Below are 17,425 nucleotides of genomic sequence, written 5' to 3'. Positions count from 1 at the left end.
CGTCTTCCCCTACCGCCCGCTCGTCATGGCGAGGGCGAGCGCGGTGATCGGAATGGCAGCCAGGCCCACGGCGACGATCAGGGCGAGGACCGTGGCGAACCGCCGGAGCCCGCGCAACCCTTGCCGCCGGAGGGTCAGGCCGAGCGATTGCGTCATCGAGAGCACGCCGTGCGAGACGTGCAAGCCGAGCGCGATCATGCTGCCCACGTACATCACGGTGGGCACGATCGAGGAGAAGCCGATCGAGACGTTCCGATGGACGCGCCCCGGGACGAACGCCGGGTGCGCGAGGCCCAGGGTCAGGTGGAGGACGTGATAAACGACGAACCCGAGGAGGACGAACCCCGTCCAGATCATGGTGCGCGCGCCTGGGCTGCTCACGGCGCGCTCGTAACGGCCGTACGCGACCGGACGCGCGGAGGCCTTCCGCGTGTAGAGGTCGATCGCGTAAAACACGTGAACGGCGAACGCCGCGAAGAGGACGGCGCGGGCCGACCAGAGCACCGTCGGGCTCTTGTGGAGGAGCGCGGCATAAGCGTCGAGCGCCTCGGGGCCCGCGAAATAGAGCAGGTTGCCCGCGAGGTGCACGACGACGTACACCGTGAGCACGAGCCCGCTCACCGCCATCAGCGCTTTTTTCGCGACGCTCGTCGTGCCGAGCTCCACGCTCGTCGCCATCGCGGCCCTCCTCTCCGTCAGCGAGGATATCCGTAATAATAGACGCGGGGCCTCGCCGGCGCCGCCGGGACGACCACCGTGCGGGGATAAAAAAACGGGTCGTACCACCAGTAGGGATACGCCCCGGCGCCCCAGCCGTACGCGAAGGTGGACGGGGGCGGCTGGATGGCGCGGCGCTCGAACGGGGTCCGCTGCGTGACCACACGATCCTCGGTCCGCACGCTCCAGATCACGTCGAATTGCGGCAGATCCTTCGCGCCGCGCAGCGACTCGGGCAGCGGATAATAGACGTCGATCGTCGTCGAGCCGCCGCGCGGGACCACGACGACGGGCATGTTCGAATCGGTCGCATTGGCGAAGGCCGGCGCGGCCGCGCCCTCGAAGCCGGCGAACTGTACACGCAGCGCGCGCGTGTCCACGGCCCAGGCCTCTTCGCCGTCCTCGTTCGCCACCACGAGGCGGACGTGCAGCGAGCGGATCGGCTCGTCGTCCTCCGAGAGGCGCACGTCGGTCACGCCAAACGAGCTCACCCGCACGTCCCCCTTGGCCGAGCCCGGCGGGACGACGTATCGCGCCGCCGGATGGCCCGAGACCGACGCGTCGGCCTGCTCGGCGGGCTGATAATAATACGAGGGCCCGCATCCGGTCGCGGCGAGAGCGAGGATGATGAGCAGGCGGCGCATGTCGTTCGATCCGTGCAACCTCCGTGCGCGAAATCGCGTCGCCCTTCGAGGACGCCCGGTCGTCATCGAGCGGACCGGGCTCCGCCGTCACGTGCAGAATCGGCCCCTTGCCACGCGCGCGGATCGTGCATATCTGGCGCGCGCGAATCCAAGTTGAAGGGACCACGTTGATAAGGAGGGGGTCATCATGGCTGGGTTCATGCGCAGACGAGAAGGTCGAGAGGGTCGAGAGGGCCAATCTCGAGAGATGACACAGGCAGGCGCCCGGGAGCCGCAGCGCGCGGGCGGGCTCGCGACGTCGGATCCGTTCCGCTCGCTCGGGTATGCCGATCCATTCCGACGCATGCGCGAGATGCTCTCCTGGGATCCGTTCGCCGAAATGGAGTCCTTCCTGCCGTCCGCGCGCGGCTTCGTGCCGGACATGGAAGTGCGCGAGACCAAGGACGGATATTGCATTCGCGCGGATCTGCCGGGCATGAAGGAGGACGACGTGTCGATCGACGTCTCCGGCCGGCGGCTGACCGTGAGCGGACGGCGCGAGCAGGAGCAACGCGACGAGGGCGACCGGTACTGGGCGTACGAGCGCTCGTACGGCAGTTTTTCGCGCTCGTTCACGTTGCCCGAGGGGATCGACCCGGACCGGATCGACGCGAGCCTCGACAGCGGCGTGCTCGAGGTGCGCATCCCCAAATCGAAGGCCGAGGAGCCCAAGCGTATCAGCGTGAAGCGGGGTGAAGCGCGCACGTCCGAGGAGCAAGGCGCGCAATCGTCCGTGCGGCCGCAAGGCGCGTCGGGAACGGGCGCGAGCACGACCGCGGGGCAAACGGCCACGACCGGCGGCGCGCAGGCCACGCACGGGACCTCGCAAGCCACGACCGGCGCGGGCGGAAGTGAGCAGGGACTCACGCAGGGCGGTTCCCGGGAGAAGGCCGCGTAGGGCGGGCAATCAGCCTGATTTACACGGCATAACGACGCTGCTATCACTGCCCGCGTGCTGCCGCTCGCGGAGGTGGTGCTCCTCGCCGGGATTCAGGGCCTCGCCGAGGCGCTGCCGATCTCGCGCTCGGGGCACGGCGCGGCCCTGCGCCTCTGGCTCGATCCGGGGCCCGGCGGCGCCATGCTCGAGTCGATCCTGCACGTCGCGACGGCCTCGGCGCTCTTCGTGGGGGCGCGGCGGCTGCTCGTCGCCGCGGCCTCCGAGGGCCTGCGGGCCGTCGCGCGTCCTTCCCTCTTGCGCTCGTCGCCGGGCGCCCGCGACGCCGCCGTGCTCGTGGTCGCCGCGGGCACGAGCCTGCTCACGCGCGCGCTCGTGGCGCCGTTCGTCGAGCTCTGGAGCGGCGCGCCGATCGCCGTGGGCTTCGGCCTCGTCTGGACGGGCCTCGTCGTTGGCACGACGAGCCTCGCGCCGGTCGGGCGCGCGGAGGCGCCGCCGCTCTCGCTCGCCTTGTTGCTCGGCCTCGTCCACGGCACGGGCGCGCTGCCGGGCGGCTCGGACGTGGGCGCCGCGCTCGTGATCGCCCTCTGGATGGGCGCGAAGCCCGATCGCGCCCTCGACCTCGCCCTCGCGCTCACGGGCGTGACGCTCCTCGCCTCGTTCGTCGCGGGCCTGCGCGTGGCGCCGGCCGTCCCGGAGCTCGGGGCGGCGGCGATCGTGCTCGGGCTCCTGACGGCGTTCCTCGGCGCGACGGTCGCGATCGGCCTCGCGAAGAGCTTGCTCGAAAAACATGCCCTCGCGCGGCTCGTGTTCTGGATCCTGCCCCTGGGCTTCGCCACGGTCTCGTACGGCCGTTCGTTACCGTGATGTCAATGGGTGACAAACGCATGCAATCCGCTCCCCACGTCTTCGCCTTGATCCTCGCCGGCGGCGCCGGCACGCGTTTCTGGCCGGCGTCACGCGCCGCGCGGCCGAAGCAGCTCTTGCCCCTCGTGGGGAAGGCGCCGCTCATCCGGCAGACGGCCGAGCGGATCGAGCCGCTCGTCGGCTGGGAGCGGCTCTTCGTGGCGACGGGGACGCACCTCGTGGAGCCGACGGCCGAGGCCCTGCCGGAGCTTTACGCCGAGAACACGCTCGTCGAGCCGGCCGCGCGGAACACGGCGCCTTGTATTGGTTGGGCGGCGTTTCACATTGCCCGGAAAAACCCGGACGCCGTGCTGATGGTCCTGCCGAGTGATCACCACGTCCGCGACGTCCCGGGCTTCCGCCGCGCGCTCGAGCGCGCCGTCGCCTCGGCCGCGCGCGGGACGATCACGACGATCGGGATCAAGCCCACGCACCCGGAGACGGGGTACGGGTACATCGAGCTCGAGGAGGAGGCGCGGGGCGCGGAGGCATTGCCGGCGAAGCGATTCGTGGAGAAGCCGGACGCGGCGCGGGCCGAGGCCTTCGTGGCCGGCGGCAAGCACCTCTGGAATGCGGGGATGTTCTTCTTCCGGGTGCGCGACATGGTGCAGGCCATTCGCGAGCACATGCCCACCCTCGCCGAGGGGCTCGACCAGATCGACCGCGCCGCCGAGCAGGGCGAGGAGCAGAGCGCCGTGGAGCGGATCTTCCCGACGTTGCCCTCGGTCAGCATCGATCACGGCGTGATGGACCACCTCGACCATTTCGCCGTGGTGCCCGGCGATTTCGGCTGGAGCGACGTGGGCAGCTTCCAGACGGCGTTCGAGCTCGCGGAGAAGGACGCGCAGCAGAATGCGGCGCCGAAGGGCGCGCTCTTCGTCGACGCGCGGCGGAACCTGGTGATGGACCTGCGCGCGGGCGCGGACGAGGGCAAACGCGTGATCGCGCTCGTCGGCGTGGAGGACATCGTCGTCGTGGAGACCGACGACGCCTTGCTCGTCGTGCCCCGGGCGCGCGCGCAGGACGTGAAGGAGGTCGTGGCGGCGCTCAAGGCGCGGGGACGCTCGCGCCTCGTTTGATATGGAATTCTGGCCCGCTCACGTGAGGACGGACGCTCGCGAGGGGTGGACAGGCAAGGCGCGAGGCTGCATTCTTCCCCGGCCATGAAGGGACACGCGCGCCACATCATGACGCATCACGCCGAGGCCGTCTCGCTCGGGACGCCGCTCGAGGAGATCGCACGGCTGCTCGTGGACGCGCGGATCGGCGGCGTCCCGGTCGTCGACGAGCACGAGCGCGTGGTCGGATTCGTGAGCGAGACGGATCTGATGGCGACGCTCCTGCAAGGGCTGACGCCCGGAGCGGCGGCGCGCGACGTGATGAGCCACCCGCCGATCGTCGTGGACGAGTTCGCCACGACGGACGAGGTGATGAACATCCTGCGGACGGCCCAGATCCACCATTTGCCGGTGATACGGAATGGGCGGCTCGTCGGGATCATCACCCCGCTCGACGTGCTCCGGTATTTCGTGGAGAAGGTGATGCCGCCCGCGCCCGAGGTGGGTTAGCTCAGAGGTTGAAGAGCTCGGCGCAGCAGCTCGTCTTCACGCCGCATTCATTGGCATCGGTATTCGTGCAGGTGCCGACGACCGTGTCGCCCATCGAGCAGGTGCAGGTCGTCATCCCGCCGCCGCCGGGCGTCTCGCAGCTCGTCGAATAGGGCGTGCCCTTGCAGGTCGAGGTGCAGCCGCAGCTCGTCTCGCCGTTCATACCGGCGCTGCCGAAGCATTCGCCCTCGACGCAGCCGTTCTGCGCCTGGCATTGTTGTGCCGCCGCGGCCTCGTCGTTGCACTCGGGCGGCGGTTCGTCCGGACAGCTCTTGGCGGTGGGGAGGTAGCAGGCGAAGAGCGCGCCGAATTCGTCCTCGCACTCCGGCCCTCCCTCTGCGAAGACCTCGTCGCAGAACGTGGTGCAATCGCCGAACATCATCTGGCAGTCGTTGACGTCGGCGAGGTGGCAGAAATCCATGCAAGCGAGCTTGCCGTCGACCGACCCGCCGCCCGCGCCCGCGCCGCCGGCGCCGCCGCTGCCGCCGCCCGAACCCCCTTGCCCGTTTTGCGTCACGTTCCCGCCGCAAGCGGCGACGAGAGGAAGGGCACCCACAAGAAAAATCCCGATCAAGGAAAGTCGAAGCATTCGCATGGCGCGAAGATACAGTTATGCCCGCGTGATCGGCAAGCTCGCCGCAGGCAACACGTCGTAACGTTTGCCCGTGCGCGGGTGCGCCGCGTCGGGAGCGACGTCGAGCAGCGGGCGGAGCGCGAAGACGCGGCCTTCGAGGCGCGGGTGCGGGACTTCGAGGCCGGGTTCGTCGATGCATTCACCCTCGATCCAGAGGATGTCGATGTCGATCGTGCGAGGGCCCCAGCGCACGGGATCGGGCCGGACACGGCCGAGCGCTCGCTCGATGGCCTGCGTGCGCTCGAGGACCTCCCGCGCCGGCAGGGCCGTCGAGAGGAGGACGGCGCCATTCAAGTAATCCCCCTGAGGTGGCCCGCCCGCGGGCGGCGTGACGTACAGCGGCGAGCAGTCGACCACGACAAACCCGGGTGTGGCGCGGAGGTCGGCGATAGCGCGCGCGAGGGTGGCCTCGCGGTCGCCGAGGTTCGAGCCGAGGGCGAGGGCGATACGCCGGGCGTGTTTCATACAGCGCGTGTAGGGCGCCCGCTCAATCGTGGGGATCGGTGGCGCGGCGGCCGCTCGAGACGCGGCGGCCCTCGGGCCTCGGCGGGAAGGCGCGCCGATCCTCGCCCCAGCGGCGCGGGATGGGCGACCTGCGCTCGACGCCGCCGTCCGTGCGGACGGCGGCGCCGACGAAGAGGGCGCGTAGCTCTTCGAAGGTCTCCGGGCGTACGGCGACGACGGAGGCGGCGTGGCTGCGGCAGAGGTGGAGCGTGCGTCCTTCGACGTAGACACGTACGAGCGAGGACGTCGCCGAGGCCTCGGCGGCGCAGACGGCGCAGACGTGGGCAGGTGGAGCCATGGCCGGAGGCTCGCCAAGGCGAGGCGAGCGGGCCAAGTTTTCAGCGCGTGCGCGCCGTCTTTTCGGCCCACTCGATGACGCGGGCGGCCTGGTCCTGGCCGGTGAAGCGGCTGAGCTCCTGGATGCCGGTCGGGCTCGTGACGTTGACCTCGGTGAGGTGCTCGCCGATGACGTCGAGGCCCACGAAGACGAGGCCGTCGGCCTTGAGGCGCGCGCCGACGGAGCGGACGAGCTCGCGCTCGCGCGGCGTGAGGTCGGTCGGGACGACGCGGCCGCCGACGTGGATGTTCGAGCGGATCTCGTCGCCGCGCGGGACACGCAGGATCGCGCCGAGCGGCTCGCCGTCGAGCAGGAGGATACGCTTGTCGCCCTCGGACACGGCCGGGAGGAACTCCTGCACCATCGCGAGCCGTTGTCCTTCGCCCGTGAGCATGTCGGCGATGGCGCGGGCGTTCTTGTCGTCGGATCGCAGCATCATCACGCCCCAGCCGCCGGCGCCGTCGAGCGGCTTGATGACCGCGGTGCCGCCGACGTCGCGGACGAAGTCGTGGATCATGTCGCGATCGGCGGTGACCAAGGTCTTCGGCGTCCACTCGGAGAAGCCGAGCGCGTAGAGTTTTTCGTTGGCGTCGCGCAGGCCACGCGGGTCGTTGATGATGAGCGTCTTGCCGCGCGCGGGCTCGAGCATGAGCGTCGCGTAGAGGTAGGCCTGATCGAAGGGCGGATCCTTGCGGATGAAGACGGCCTCGACGTCGTGCAGAGGCAAGCGCACGGCGCCCTCGTCCCGGCGCAGCGTGATGTACGGCGGATCGGGGAGGATCTCGACGCGATGCGCCGTGGCGAACGGAAACCCTTGCGAGACGTAGAGGTCTTGCGGGAGGCAGTGGAAGCTCTGATGACCCCGGGCCTGCGCTGCGCGGATGAACGCGAAGGTCGTGTCCTTGTCGTGGCTCACGCGGGTCAGAGGGTCCATCACGAACACGAAGCGCATGGTTTGGCTTTCCTCCATCGGCCGTGGTTGATCCCCGCGGCGCGGACGGGGCATCCTAGCGCACGCGTGGCTGCCCGGCCGCGCAGAGGAGCCTTGCCATGCGAACTCTCCGTGCCCTCTCGACGGCATCGTTTGCCGCCGCCCTCGCGTTGCTCGTCGCCCTGCCCGGATCGGGCTGCAGCAGCGCGCCGGCCGCGCGCTCGCCGGACGAGGCCACGGCGAAGGCCCCGCCGCCCGCGCCCACGCCCGCCGCGCCGCCCGCGAACCTGATCCCGCAAGGAACGGCAGACGCGCCCGCCGCGCCGGCGAAACACAAATACGCGGTGGCGACGGAGAACGCGACGGCGTCGGCGATCGCGATGGACGTGCTCGCCCGCGGCGGGAGCGCCGTGGACGCGGCGATCGCGGGGGCCCTGGCGATCGGCGTGGTGCACCCGGTGTCGAGCGGGATCGGCGGTGGTGGGTTCGCGACGGTCTACGACGCGAAGACGAAGGAGATCCGGATCCTCGACTTCCGGGAGACCGCGCCAAAAGACCTCGTGCCCACGGAGCTCGCGAAGCGGCCCGCGCCCGAGGGCAAACGCGGCGTGATGACGGGCGTGCCGGGCGAGGTCGCGGGGATCGCGGAGATGCACGCGCGGTGGGGCAAGCTCGCGATGGCCGAGCTCGTGCGCGGCGCGGCAGACGCGGCAGAGAAGGGGTTTCCCGTCAGCGCGCACATGGTCCGCGCGATGAAGTGGAACGAGAAGTGGCTGCTCGCGGCGCCGCGGTACGGGCTCTTCGCGAAGGCCGGCGCGATCGTGCCGGTGGGCGAGACCGTGAAGAACCCGGCGCTCGCGGCGACGCTGCGCAGGATCGGCGCCGAGGGGAAGAAGGCGTTTTACGAGGGGACGATCGCGGCGGACATCCTGGCCACGGCGCGCGCCGGCAAGAGCCGCATGACGAAGAAGGATCTCGAGGAGTACAAGGTGCTCGAGCGAGAGCCGATGCGCACGCGGTGGGAGGGCTACGAGATCGCCACGATGCCGCCTCCTTCGGCAGGCGGGGTGATGATGCTCGAGACCTTGCACATGCATGCGAAGGCGGACCTCGAAGCGCTCGGGCACAACTCGGGGGCGTACACGCACCTGCTCGCGGAGACGATGCGCGGCGCGGTGGCGGATCGGGTGCGCCTGCTCGGGGATCCCGCGTTCGTGAAGATGGACGTGGCGAAGATGGTGAGCCCCGAGCGCATGAAGGCGCGGCGCGCGAAGATCTCGATGACGTCGACGACGCCCGCGGACAAGTTCCCCGTGAACGACGCGGGCACGACGCACATCGTGACCGTGGACGCGGAGGGGAACGTCGCGTCGATCACGACGACGGTGAACAACATGTTCGGCGCGAAGCTCGTGACGGAGGGCGGGTTCGTGCTGAACGACGAGCTCGCGGACTTCACGGCCGAGCGCGTGGAGAAGCTCTACGGGATGTCGAAGGGGCCGAACTATCCGCGCGGAGGCGCGCGTCCGACGTCGAGCATGACGCCGACGATCGTGCTGAAGGACGGCAAGCCCGTGCTCGCGCTGGGCGGGTCGGGCGGGACGCGTATCGCGACGGGGACGACGCAGGTGCTCCTGTCGCACCTCGTGTTCGGTTTGCCCGTGGACAAGGCCGTGGCGGCGCCGCGCTTCGAGACGCCGCCGACGGGTGGTCTCTTCATCGACGCGGCGGTCGGCACGGAGGTGATCTCCGATCTGGAGAAGCGCGGCGAGGTCGTGGACACGAGCAAGCCGAACTTCTCCGCCGTGCAGGCCGTCTCGATCCAGGAGGGCCCGGACGGGGCGCGTGTGCTGTCGGTCGGCGCCGATCCGCGCAAGGGCGGCGTCGGGCTCGTGCAGTAAGGCGAGTTTGTCGGGGGAGGGCCGGGGTGCGTCGGGTTCGTCCCGCCGCACCCCTTCTCGTTTTTACTGCTGCGCGGCAGCCGCGAGGACGAGCTGCGCGCTGCGGTCGTCGTCGAGGTCGGTCGCGAGCGCGTATCCGACGCCGCTCTTCTCGGCCGCCGCGACCGAGTAGCCGCGGAGTCGGCCCACGTAGACCGGTCGCGAGCGCACGACGCGTGGCTCGAGCCGCGTGGCCCGGAGCTGCACGGCGCGCGGGTCGAAGACGTACACCGTGACGCGGTGTTTGCCCTCGACGGTGTACTGCAGGAGCGCGGCGCGTTGATCACGCATCGCGTGCACACGCGCGCCGTTGAAGCTCGCCACGAAGGGCTGGAACGCAGGCCGACGAACGGGCACGCCGACGAGCGGATCGAACCGGTTGAGCTCCTCGGGGTTCGTCGTCTCGGGCGGCAAAGGATGCGCGTGGAGCGCGACGAGGTCGTCGAGCAGCGAGTCCATGCCAGCCGCCACGGTCATCTCGGACGCTGCGCCGCTGCGCGCGAGCTCGGGCGTCGCGGAGATGGCGTCCTCCTGGTTCTTCGTGGCCGCCACGGTGAGCGCGACGCCGGCCGCAGCCGCGAGCGTCGCCGCGTATTTCCAGTGCACGAGCTTGCCGCCGGAGACCTCGCGATCGGCCTCCTTCACGCGGCGCTTCTCGGCGAGCATCGCGGTGTGGAGGCGCGCGCGCATCGCGTCAGGGACACGCCTCTCGGCCGTGCGCTTCATGCTCGCGCGCATCGACCGGAGGAACGTCACGCGCTCGGAGCACGTGCCGCAGCGCAGGACGTGCGTCTCCATGTCGACCGCGTGACCAGGATCGAGCTCGCCGTCGACATACGCCGACATGCAACGCGAGAACAACGAGCACTCGTCGGTCATCACCTTGAGACCATTCATACCGCTGCACTCCGCTTTCGCTTCCGGTACGCCGCGAGGTCCGTCGGGGCCTGCTCGGCCTTGTTCACGGATCCCTCGCTCACGATGCCCAGTGCGACCGCATGGTCGCGCAACGTCTTCTGCAAGAGCTTTCGGCCGCGATGCAGCCGCGACATCACCGTGCCGATCGGCGTGCCCATCGCCTCGGCGATCTCCTTGTAGGAGAGCTCCTCGATGTCCGAGAGCACGACGGCCACGCGGAACTCGGGCGGCAGCTCGTCGAGCGCCTTCTGCACCTCGGCCTCGACCAGAGGCGCGAGCGCCGCCGTCTCGGGATCACGCATGCCGCGCATCGTGGTCGCGCCGATCCAGCCGTCCGTGAGCGAATCGACGTCCGGGCCTTCGAGGATGTCGCGCTCGAGCCCGCCGCGTCGATACCGGTTGATGAAGGTGTTCGTGAGGATGCGGAGCAGCCAGGCCTTGAGGTTCGTTCCCGGCTCGAACTGGTCGCGGGCGCGCATGGCCTTCACGACCGTGTCCTGGACGAGATCCTCGGCCTCGGTCGTGCTCCGTGTCATGCGGCAGCTCACCGCATAAAGCGTGTCGAGGTGGCCGAGGAGCTCCACCTCGAAGGTGTCGAGCCCAGGTAAGCCACCCCCGCCGCCGGAGATGCTCAGGTCCTGGGCGACCGAAGCTGGCTTCTTGCTGAAGAAAAACGCCATCGAGTGCTTGGAACAGGAGCCCTGCGCCGACTATTCCTCGGCCGAGGTGTCGTTCTGCGCGGGCGTCTCGGGCGTGTGAGGAACGTCACCGCCGAGCTTGCGCACGAGGGCCTCGAGCTCCTCGACGCGCTGCGAGAGGCGCTGGACGTCGGCCTGCAGCTCCCGGAAGAGGCCCACGCCAGGCAGGATGTGACGGATCCGCTCGTCCACGGCGTGTTGCCACTGGTCGAGGGTCTGCTTCGAGCTCTCGACGATCTCGGACAAACGCGCCTTCGCGCCCTGGGCGGAGGCAGCAGGTTTGTCCGCGTCGACCGGCCCCGGAGCGGCAGCGGCAGCCGCGGGCGCGGGCGGCGGTTGCGTGGGCGGTTTGTCCGGGGCGACGGGCGCGGCGGCGCCTTCGACCGTCTCCGCGCCCTCGGGCCCGCCGCCGGGGATGAGCCGCCCGATCGGACCCTCGCGGAGCGTGTTGAGCAGGCGCTCGCCGCGCTCCTGGATCAGATCCCGCAGCGTCCCGAGAGGCACGCTGCGCGGCTGGGACTTGAGGTCCTCCGAGATGATGAGCGCCAGCGTGACCTCGGTCTTGTCCTCCTTGGTCGCGTTGTCGATGATCTGGACCTCTTCGCCGGCACGGACCATCTCCCCGATCTGCTGGAGGGTCACGTAGCGGCTGTCCTTCGTATCGTACAACTTACGGTTGGAGTACCGCTTGATGACGCGTCGCGGCGTCGCACTGGCCCCCGAGGTCTCCTTCACCGTATCCATGATCTCCCCTTCGCGCGGCTCGAACGAATTGGACCACCTGTGACGGACATGCGCAAGGTGCTGACTGCGTGAATCGTCCGAGAGGCGGAAATGTCGCGGATACCATGAATGCCATCGAACTGTCTCGGGTCTCGGTCCGCTACGCGTCCGGGCGCCTCGCCCTCGAGGACATCGAGCTCTCCGTGCGAAAAGGCGAGATTTGCGCGGTCCTCGGCCCGAACGGCGCCGGGAAGTCGACGCTCGTGAAGGTGATCTCGGGCGCGCTCCCGCCCCAGCGTGGCGAGGTACGGATCCTCGGCGAGCCGCTCTCGCGCCTGGATCGTCGGGAGATCGCGAAGAGGATCGCGCTCGTGCCGCAGACGTCCGAGCCCGCGGTGGGGTTCTCGGTCCGGGAGATCGTGATGATGGGGCGCGCGCCGCACCAGGGGGCGTGGATGCGCGCGTCGAAGCACGATGAAGAGGCGGTGGAGAGGGCGATCGCCGCGTGCGAGCTCGAGTCGCTCGCGGGGCGGGGCGTCGCGGAGCTGTCCGGCGGCGAGCAGCAGAGGGTGGCGATCGCGCGGGCGCTCGCGCAGGAGGCGCCGGTGCTCCTGCTCGACGAGGCGACGGCGCACCTCGACGTGCGGCACTTCATCGCGCTGTCGGAGCTCGTGTGTCGCGAGGTGCAGGAGCGAGGGCTCGCGTGCCTGATGGTGCTGCACGACCTGAACGCCGCCGCGCAGTACGCCGATCGGATCGCGCTGCTCAAGGCGGGCAGGCTCGTGGCGCACGGGTCGATCGAGGAGGTCATGACGTACCGGCGCCTGAAGGAGGTGTTCGAGGCGGAGCTCTACGTGGGGGTGAACGAGCTCGACAACGCCCGGTATTTCCTGCCGGTCCGCCCTCAACTTGGCCCTTCTCCGCGGCGCGATGGATAAGCCCGGGCCATGCCCGGACCTCGATGGATCACGCTCGCACTCGCCTGCATCCTGGCGGCGGGCTGTAACGTGAACGACACCGCGCCCGACCTCCTCCGGGTGGTCGACGTGGCGCCACGCGAGCTCGAGTCGGGCGATCGGCTGGAGGTGCTCGGGACGAACCTGCCGACAGGCGACGCGCGCGAGGCGACGATCACGTTCCGCGGGACGCTGAAGCGGCCCGGAGAAGCGGCGATCGAAGGGCAGACGATCGTCGTCGACAAGGCGAAGATCACGACCGACAAGGTGAGCGCTCAGGTGAGCGAGGCGCTCGTCGCGCGGTTCTGCGGGCAGGGGGACGAGTCGGCGCACACGACGTTCCGCGGCGACGTGACGGTCACGCTGGAGACGAAGTCCGAAGGCGCGCTGCCGGTGACGGGCTCGGTCAAGGACGTGATCCTCGACGTGCGGCCGAAGGCGCCGCGGCGCGCCGTCGCGCTGGCCCGCGAGCGCGACGGGCAGCGGGCGCTCGACTTCCTGGGGATCACGGTTTCGAAGGACGCGCCCACGTCGAGCGGGCTCGTGGTGGCGGCGGTTCGTCCCGACAGCCCCGCGGCCGCCGCGAAGATCGAGGGCGGCGACGTGATCACGAGCTTCGAGGGCGTGAAGGTGACCGGCGTGGCCGACGTGATCCCGAGCGGCGAGGAGCGCGCGCCGATCGTGGTCGTGCAGCGCCGCGCGGAGGAGCCGCGGGCCGTGCCGATCTCGATCGAGGGCTTCCACGCGAGCGCGCCGTCGGACCTGCTCGGCGCGGCGATCATCCTCGGTTTGTCGGCGGCGACGATGCTGGTGTTCGCGACGCCGCTCGGCGCGCTGGTGGCGTGGCTCGTGCGCCGCGTCGCGTCGCGGCTCGCGTCTGCGCGGTCCGGGAAGAAGGCGGCGGCGCGCTCGCCGGTCGCGCGGCTCGCCTCGGAGGTGCACCGCGAGGTCGCCTCGGCGATCGCGCCGCCGGACGCCGATCCGATCCTGTCGAAGCTCGCCCCGGTGCTCGCGTTCGCGGCCATCTCGACGACGTTCGTGGTGATGCCGTTCTCGCAGCGGCTCGTGGGCGCGGACCTCGACGTGGGGATGCTCTTCCTGCTCGCGCTCGCGTCGCTGCTCGGGCTCGCTCTCGTGACGGGAGGCTCGCTCGCGAGCGAGCCGTGGTCCGTGCTGCGAGGCTTGCGCGGCGCGGGGCGGGTGCTCTTGCAGGAGCTGCCGGCCGTGGTGGCGATCGTGTGCGTCGTGCTCTCGACGGGATCGCTCCGGCTCGAGGACATGGTGGCGGCGCAAGGCGGGCAGGGCGGATCGCCGCTCGACGCGGGCGGGTGGCCCTGGCACTGGTTCGTGTTCCGCAACCCGGCGACGTTCGTGCTGTTCCTCGTGTTCCTGACGTCGATGATCACGGCCGACGGGCGCGCGTCGTCCGCGCTCCGGGAGGCGGAGGCGAGCGGGGACGAGCTCGCGCCGCCGGCGAGGGTGAGCGCGCGGCAGCTCTTGTTCTACTTCGGGGAGTGGGCGCACGTGTTCGTGGCCTGCGGGATCGCGAGCGCGATCTTCCTCGGCGGCTGGCAGATCCCGGGCGTGCCGGGCGCGGCGCAGGAGAGCGAAGGCGCGCTGAAGATCCTGGGCGCGCTCCTGTTCCTCCTGAAGAGCTGGGCGCTCGTGCTCTCGGTGGTGTGGCTGCGCTGGGCGCTGCCGCGGCTCGGCGCGGAGCAGCGGTCGCGGATCGCCTTGCGATGGTTCGTGCCGCTCGCGATCGTGGCCTCGGCGTTCGTCGTGCTCGGCACGCTCGCCTCGACGACGATCGGCTTCGGCCGGAACGCGGGGCTCGTGAGCGGGGTGGTCACGTTCGTGACCTGGGCCGCGTTTGCGGCGCATTTCGTGCGGCGTATCCAGGTGGATCTGCGGGAGACGCGGGCGCCGCTCCACCTGAACCCGCTGATCTGATCGAGGCGAAAGGCCGGAAAAAGCGGCCCGGATCACGGCAGGGCGCACATTGTGCCCGCGGAGGGCCGGGTTCGCTTTATCCTCTGCGCGGTGGGAGCCGCGAGCCGAACGGCCCGGGAGTTCTGCACGGTGTGCGGATGGCCCGTCCACGGGCCACGCTGCGACGCCTGCGGCGAGTACCGCGCCCCGCTCGCGCTCGAGGACTCGATGCGCAGGTTCGTGCCGCGCGGGCACGCGGCGCTCGATCCCTCGAACCTCGAGCGGGCGACGGAGGCGTTCCGGCGCGGCGAGTACGCCCGCGCGCTCGGCCTCGTGGTCTCTGCCGAGACGAACCTGACGGCGCGCGCGGTGAACCTGCCCGAGGGGCCGGGCTGGGCGCTCATCGGCAAGGAGTCGAGCGTGTTCCTGTCGCTCGACATGCAGTCGATGCACCTCATCGCGGAGTCACCGGTGGCGCGCCTGCCGCGCAGCCAGCGTGTCCCGGCGATGCGGCTCTCGCTCGAGCTCTGCGACGCGGAGGCCATGACGTCACGCGTCTGCCTGCGCGACGATCTGCTCCTCCTGCGCTTCGTCACGCAGCTCGGCGCGGCCCCGCCGCCGCTCGTGCGGCACGTGATCCGCGAGATGATGGCGACGTCGGAGCGGTACGCGGAGATCTTCGTCGCGTCGTTCGACGCGCGCACCGCGGCGCACGGAGACGCGCGCGGAGGCGGAGGCTGGGAGTCGCTCGGGCGCAAGCGTTCGCTCTCCACGCTGCAGCCTGCGCCGCAAAGGCGATCGGTCGTGCCGCCGCCGCCGTCGACCTTGCGGCCCGCGGACAACGCGTCGCCGCCCGACGACGATCTGCCGCCGATCCTCGCGCCGGCGTTCGCGGCCGACGCGTCGCGTGGCCCCGTCGCGGAGGAGGAGCTGCCGCCGGTGCTCGCGCCGTTCGGGCTGACGGATACGCTCCGCGGGGAAGACGGGATGCCGCCCGTGCTCGCGCCCTCGCCCGAGGGCGTGCCGCAGACCGCGCGGCTCGGCGTCCCGCAGACGTCCGCGTTCGCCGCGCCGCCTCCGATCGACCGCGAGCCGCCGCCGGAGACGGCGCGCCTCGGCGCGATCCCGTCGCTCACGACGCCGATGCCCTTCGCCTCGCCCGGCGCGCGCAGGCGCACGGTGCCGGGCATGCCCGCGGTCGAGGGCGCGGCGCGACCAGGCTCGCCGGACCTCGACGACGCCGCGGCCCGCAGGGCCCTGACGCCCGCGGACAAACTCTGCGAGCTCTTGCATCAGGCGCAGGCGCTCGCGACGGCGCTGAGCTACGAGGAGCGGCCGCTCACGATGCTCTTGCTCGTACGCGCCGCGGTCTACCGCGCGATCTACGAGTTCGGCGAGCAGGTGCCCGACGCGGTCTCGTACCTCTACCGGAGCGCGTCGGGCGTGACGCGGACCTTCTGGCCGAGCGAGCCTGTCGGCGGCAAGAGGTCGTCGTCGCCGATCCCGATGGCCGAGCCCGTGCTGCTCGCGATGGAGCGGATCGTCGCGGCGCGCGCGGCTCTCCCGAAGGAGCGGGCGTTCCTCGTGGAGCCGCTCGCGACGGCGGCGCAGGCGCGCGAGCACCTCGCGCGGTACGTCGAGGAGATCGAGCTCGCGCCCCAGGACGTGACGCTCCGCCACTTCCTCGCGCTCGGCGCGCTGACGGAGCTCCTGTCGCGCACGCGCTTGCCGCAGCAGACGTCGCAGCGGCTCAAGGAGATCGTGGCGCACGCGCATCGCGACGTGCCCAAGCAGGCGGCGCTCGAGCTGATGATGACGGCGCTGAAGAGGATCGCGTCCGGATGAGCTCGCGTATCGCCTCGACGCTCGAGGATCCCATGCAGCAAGGTGGCCCGGGGGAGAGCGTGCTCGGCGTGGCGCGCCGCTCGGTCGTGACGGTCGCCTCGGGCGCGTCGATCGGCACGGGCTGGGTCGCGCTCGGCAACGGCGTGATCGTGACGAGCTGGCGCACCGTCGGCTTCGGGGCCGAGGTGACGCTCTCGACCGACGAGGGCAGGCGCGCCGCGGGGCGCGTCGTCGCCGTGGACGCCGAGCGGGACCTCGCGTTCGTGCTCCCGCTCGAGCCGCTCGGCGCGCCGGCGCTGCCTTTGCGCGCCGATCCTGTGCCGCGGCTCGGCGAGCCCGTCACCACGCTGATCGCGACGCCGGGCGACGCGCTCGTGACGGCGATGGCCGTCGTGTGCGCCGAGGGCCGCGGCGGCGAGCTCGCCGCGCTCGATCCCGACCTCGGCCCGCGCGCCGGGCGCGGAGGTTCGCCCGTGATCGACGCGGCGGGCAGGGTGATCGGCGTGATCACGACGGGGCGGCGCGGCGGTCGGGATCCGCTCGATCGTGCCCGGAACCTCCTGCCCGTCGGGCTCCTCTCGCGTGACCTCCGCGCGCTCGACGTGCCTGCCGAGGGGCTCGGTGATCGCACCCTCATCCACCGCTGCCCTGGCTGCACCGAGGCGTTTTCTGCGGAGAGTGATCGTTGCGAGTCGTGCGGGATCCTCTTGCCGCACGCGTTCGAGACCGAGTCGGCCGGGGCCGAGCGCGTGGTGCGCGACGCGCTCGGCGCGCTGGGGATCGTCGCCAACAAGGCGCGCGTGGGTCCGCGGTCGTGGCGGATCCATCATCGCGCGCTCGGCGGAGACGCGACGCCCTCCGAGGTGACCGTGCGCCTCGACGGCGCGGGCCTGCAGGTGATCTTGCGCGTGCCGCTCGTGCGTCTGCCCTCGTCGAACCACGAGCCGTTTTACCGGCTCTTGCTCACGGCGAACGATCAGACCTCGGGCGTGTGCCGCTTGTCGCTCGCGGCGGACGTCGTCGTGCTCTCGTTCTCCGAGCCCGTCACGGCGTTCGCGAGCGAGCACGACGTCGCTGCGGTCTTCCACGACCTCGTGCGGCTCGCCGATCAGTACCGCAAGGTGCTCGCCGAGCTCTTCGGGGCCGAGCCACTCCGCGAAGGGTCGTGGTGAAAAGAAGCCCGATCCCAGGTGAACCCGGGA

General features: G+C 70.9%; 17 protein-coding genes and 1 pseudogene. 9 read left to right on the top strand and 9 right to left on the bottom strand.

What is annotated here, in order from left to right:
* Window positions 1-9: 9 nt before the first annotated feature.
* Together GF068_RS36575 and GF068_RS36570 are read right to left on the bottom strand one after the other, a co-directional pair.
* Window positions 10-678 (bottom strand): succinate dehydrogenase cytochrome b subunit, encoded by a 669-nt coding sequence (locus GF068_RS36575; protein WP_153824185.1) that lies wholly within the window; start codon window positions 676-678, stop codon window positions 10-12.
* 17 nt (window positions 679-695) lie between these two features.
* Entirely contained in the window at window positions 696-1,361 is a 666-nt protein-coding gene (locus GF068_RS36570; RefSeq protein ID WP_153824184.1) for a hypothetical protein, read from the bottom strand.
* A 343-nt stretch (window positions 1,362-1,704) separates the two neighbouring features.
* On the opposite strand from GF068_RS36570, the pseudogene GF068_RS47475 reads away from it, so the two are divergent.
* The 4 genes and pseudogenes from GF068_RS47475 to GF068_RS36550 all read left to right on the top strand — a co-directional run.
* A pseudogene (locus GF068_RS47475) lies at window positions 1,705-2,085 on the top strand (Hsp20/alpha crystallin family protein); the annotation flags it as partial.
* 267 nt (window positions 2,086-2,352) lie between these two features.
* Window positions 2,353-3,162, top strand: a complete 810-nt coding sequence (locus GF068_RS36560) for an undecaprenyl-diphosphate phosphatase (RefSeq protein ID WP_153824182.1) — start codon at window positions 2,353-2,355, stop codon at window positions 3,160-3,162.
* Window positions 3,163-3,182: 20 nt separating this feature from the next.
* Window positions 3,183-4,280 carry a mannose-1-phosphate guanylyltransferase gene (locus GF068_RS36555; protein ID WP_153824181.1) on the top strand — a complete coding sequence of 366 codons (1,098 nt, stop codon included), beginning with the start codon at window positions 3,183-3,185 and terminating at the stop codon, window positions 4,278-4,280.
* Window positions 4,281-4,364: 84 nt separating this feature from the next.
* On the top strand, window positions 4,365-4,769 hold the full coding sequence (locus GF068_RS36550; RefSeq protein WP_153824180.1) for a CBS domain-containing protein: 405 nt from the start codon (window positions 4,365-4,367) through the stop codon (window positions 4,767-4,769).
* A 1-nt stretch (window position 4,770) separates the two neighbouring features.
* On the opposite strand, the gene GF068_RS36545 is transcribed toward GF068_RS36550, so the two are convergent.
* Genes GF068_RS36545 through gshB form a run of 4 tightly spaced genes read right to left on the bottom strand, consistent with a single transcriptional unit; the run spans window position 4,771 to window position 7,235 of the window.
* Window positions 4,771-5,364 (bottom strand): hypothetical protein, encoded by a 594-nt coding sequence (locus tag GF068_RS36545; RefSeq protein WP_153824179.1) that lies wholly within the window; start codon window positions 5,362-5,364, stop codon window positions 4,771-4,773.
* Between the two features lie 54 nt (window positions 5,365-5,418).
* Complete coding sequence (gene folK / locus GF068_RS36540) at window positions 5,419-5,907, bottom strand: 2-amino-4-hydroxy-6-hydroxymethyldihydropteridine diphosphokinase (RefSeq protein WP_153824178.1); 489 nt, start codon at window positions 5,905-5,907, stop codon at window positions 5,419-5,421.
* Between the two features lie 22 nt (window positions 5,908-5,929).
* A complete protein-coding gene (locus tag GF068_RS36535) occupies window positions 5,930-6,244 on the bottom strand; it encodes a hypothetical protein (protein WP_153824177.1) in 315 nt (104 codons plus the stop codon).
* Window positions 6,245-6,284: 40 nt separating this feature from the next.
* The gene (gene gshB / locus GF068_RS36530) at window positions 6,285-7,235 is read right to left on the bottom strand and encodes a glutathione synthase (protein WP_153824176.1); all 951 of its coding nucleotides are present in this window, start codon (window positions 7,233-7,235) and stop codon (window positions 6,285-6,287) included.
* A 98-nt stretch (window positions 7,236-7,333) separates the two neighbouring features.
* Between gshB and ggt the strand changes: the two genes are divergently transcribed.
* The gene (gene ggt, locus GF068_RS36525) at window positions 7,334-9,115 is read left to right on the top strand and encodes a gamma-glutamyltransferase (RefSeq protein ID WP_153824175.1); all 1,782 of its coding nucleotides are present in this window, start codon (window positions 7,334-7,336) and stop codon (window positions 9,113-9,115) included.
* Between the two features lie 63 nt (window positions 9,116-9,178).
* On the opposite strand, the gene GF068_RS36520 is transcribed toward ggt, so the two are convergent.
* Genes GF068_RS36520 through GF068_RS36510 form a run of 3 tightly spaced genes read right to left on the bottom strand, consistent with a single transcriptional unit; the run spans window position 9,179 to window position 11,514 of the window.
* Complete coding sequence (locus tag GF068_RS36520; RefSeq protein ID WP_153824174.1) at window positions 9,179-10,051, bottom strand: anti-sigma factor family protein; 873 nt, start codon at window positions 10,049-10,051, stop codon at window positions 9,179-9,181.
* Window positions 10,048-10,752 carry a sigma-70 family RNA polymerase sigma factor gene (locus GF068_RS36515; RefSeq protein ID WP_153824173.1) on the bottom strand — a complete coding sequence of 235 codons (705 nt, stop codon included), beginning with the start codon at window positions 10,750-10,752 and terminating at the stop codon, window positions 10,048-10,050. The genes GF068_RS36520 and GF068_RS36515 overlap by 4 nt, the downstream gene beginning before the upstream one ends.
* Window positions 10,753-10,782: 30 nt before the next feature.
* Window positions 10,783-11,514 carry a polyhydroxyalkanoate synthesis regulator DNA-binding domain-containing protein gene (locus tag GF068_RS36510; protein WP_153824172.1) on the bottom strand — a complete coding sequence of 244 codons (732 nt, stop codon included), beginning with the start codon at window positions 11,512-11,514 and terminating at the stop codon, window positions 10,783-10,785.
* A gap of 104 nt (window positions 11,515-11,618) precedes the next feature.
* Between GF068_RS36510 and GF068_RS36505 the strand changes: the two genes are divergently transcribed.
* The 4 genes from GF068_RS36505 (at window position 11,619) to GF068_RS36490 (ending at window position 17,395) form a co-directional block, all read left to right on the top strand.
* A complete protein-coding gene (locus GF068_RS36505) occupies window positions 11,619-12,431 on the top strand; it encodes an ABC transporter ATP-binding protein (RefSeq protein ID WP_153824171.1) in 813 nt (270 codons plus the stop codon).
* Window positions 12,432-12,440: 9 nt separating this feature from the next.
* Window positions 12,441-14,399: an NADH-quinone oxidoreductase subunit H gene (locus tag GF068_RS36500; RefSeq protein ID WP_153824170.1), complete on the top strand. Its 1,959-nt coding sequence runs from the start codon at window positions 12,441-12,443 to the stop codon at window positions 14,397-14,399.
* 90 nt (window positions 14,400-14,489) lie between these two features.
* Entirely contained in the window at window positions 14,490-16,223 is a 1,734-nt protein-coding gene (locus GF068_RS36495) for a hypothetical protein (protein WP_153824169.1), read from the top strand.
* The gene (locus GF068_RS36490; protein WP_153824168.1) at window positions 16,220-17,395 is read left to right on the top strand and encodes a serine protease; all 1,176 of its coding nucleotides are present in this window, start codon (window positions 16,220-16,222) and stop codon (window positions 17,393-17,395) included. Before GF068_RS36495 ends, GF068_RS36490 begins: the two co-directional genes overlap by 4 nt.
* The last annotated feature ends 30 nt before the right edge of the window (window positions 17,396-17,425 follow it).

It is taken from the genome of Polyangium spumosum (assembly GCF_009649845.1).
Classification (GTDB): Bacteria; Myxococcota_A; Polyangia; order Polyangiales; family Polyangiaceae; genus Polyangium; species Polyangium spumosum.
The sequence above is the reverse complement of the archived record's forward strand: the minus strand, read 5'-3'. Positions and strand labels throughout refer to the sequence as shown.

What these genes read in the sequence shown, in the direction of transcription:
- GF068_RS36575 (WP_153824185.1), bottom strand. Translation starts at nt 678, where the DNA reads ATGGCGACGAGCGTGGAGCTCGGCACGACGAGCGTCGCGAAAAAAGCG.
- GF068_RS36570 (WP_153824184.1), bottom strand. Translation starts at nt 1,361, where the DNA reads ATGCGCCGCCTGCTCATCATCCTCGCTCTCGCCGCGACCGGATGCGGG.
- GF068_RS36555 (WP_153824181.1), top strand. Translation starts at nt 3,183, where the DNA reads ATGCAATCCGCTCCCCACGTCTTCGCCTTGATCCTCGCCGGCGGCGCC.
- GF068_RS36550 (WP_153824180.1), top strand. Translation starts at nt 4,365, where the DNA reads ATGAAGGGACACGCGCGCCACATCATGACGCATCACGCCGAGGCCGTC.
- folK (WP_153824178.1), bottom strand. Translation starts at nt 5,907, where the DNA reads ATGAAACACGCCCGGCGTATCGCCCTCGCCCTCGGCTCGAACCTCGGC.
- GF068_RS36535 (WP_153824177.1), bottom strand. Translation starts at nt 6,244, where the DNA reads ATGGCTCCACCTGCCCACGTCTGCGCCGTCTGCGCCGCCGAGGCCTCG.
- gshB (WP_153824176.1), bottom strand. Translation starts at nt 7,235, where the DNA reads ATGCGCTTCGTGTTCGTGATGGACCCTCTGACCCGCGTGAGCCACGAC.
- ggt (WP_153824175.1), top strand. Translation starts at nt 7,334, where the DNA reads ATGCGAACTCTCCGTGCCCTCTCGACGGCATCGTTTGCCGCCGCCCTC.
- GF068_RS36520 (WP_153824174.1), bottom strand. Translation starts at nt 10,051, where the DNA reads ATGAATGGTCTCAAGGTGATGACCGACGAGTGCTCGTTGTTCTCGCGT.
- GF068_RS36515 (WP_153824173.1), bottom strand. Translation starts at nt 10,752, where the DNA reads ATGGCGTTTTTCTTCAGCAAGAAGCCAGCTTCGGTCGCCCAGGACCTG.
- GF068_RS36510 (WP_153824172.1), bottom strand. Translation starts at nt 11,514, where the DNA reads ATGGATACGGTGAAGGAGACCTCGGGGGCCAGTGCGACGCCGCGACGC.
- GF068_RS36505 (WP_153824171.1), top strand. Translation starts at nt 11,619, where the DNA reads ATGAATGCCATCGAACTGTCTCGGGTCTCGGTCCGCTACGCGTCCGGG.
- GF068_RS36500 (WP_153824170.1), top strand. Translation starts at nt 12,441, where the DNA reads ATGCCCGGACCTCGATGGATCACGCTCGCACTCGCCTGCATCCTGGCG.
- GF068_RS36490 (WP_153824168.1), top strand. Translation starts at nt 16,220, where the DNA reads ATGAGCTCGCGTATCGCCTCGACGCTCGAGGATCCCATGCAGCAAGGT.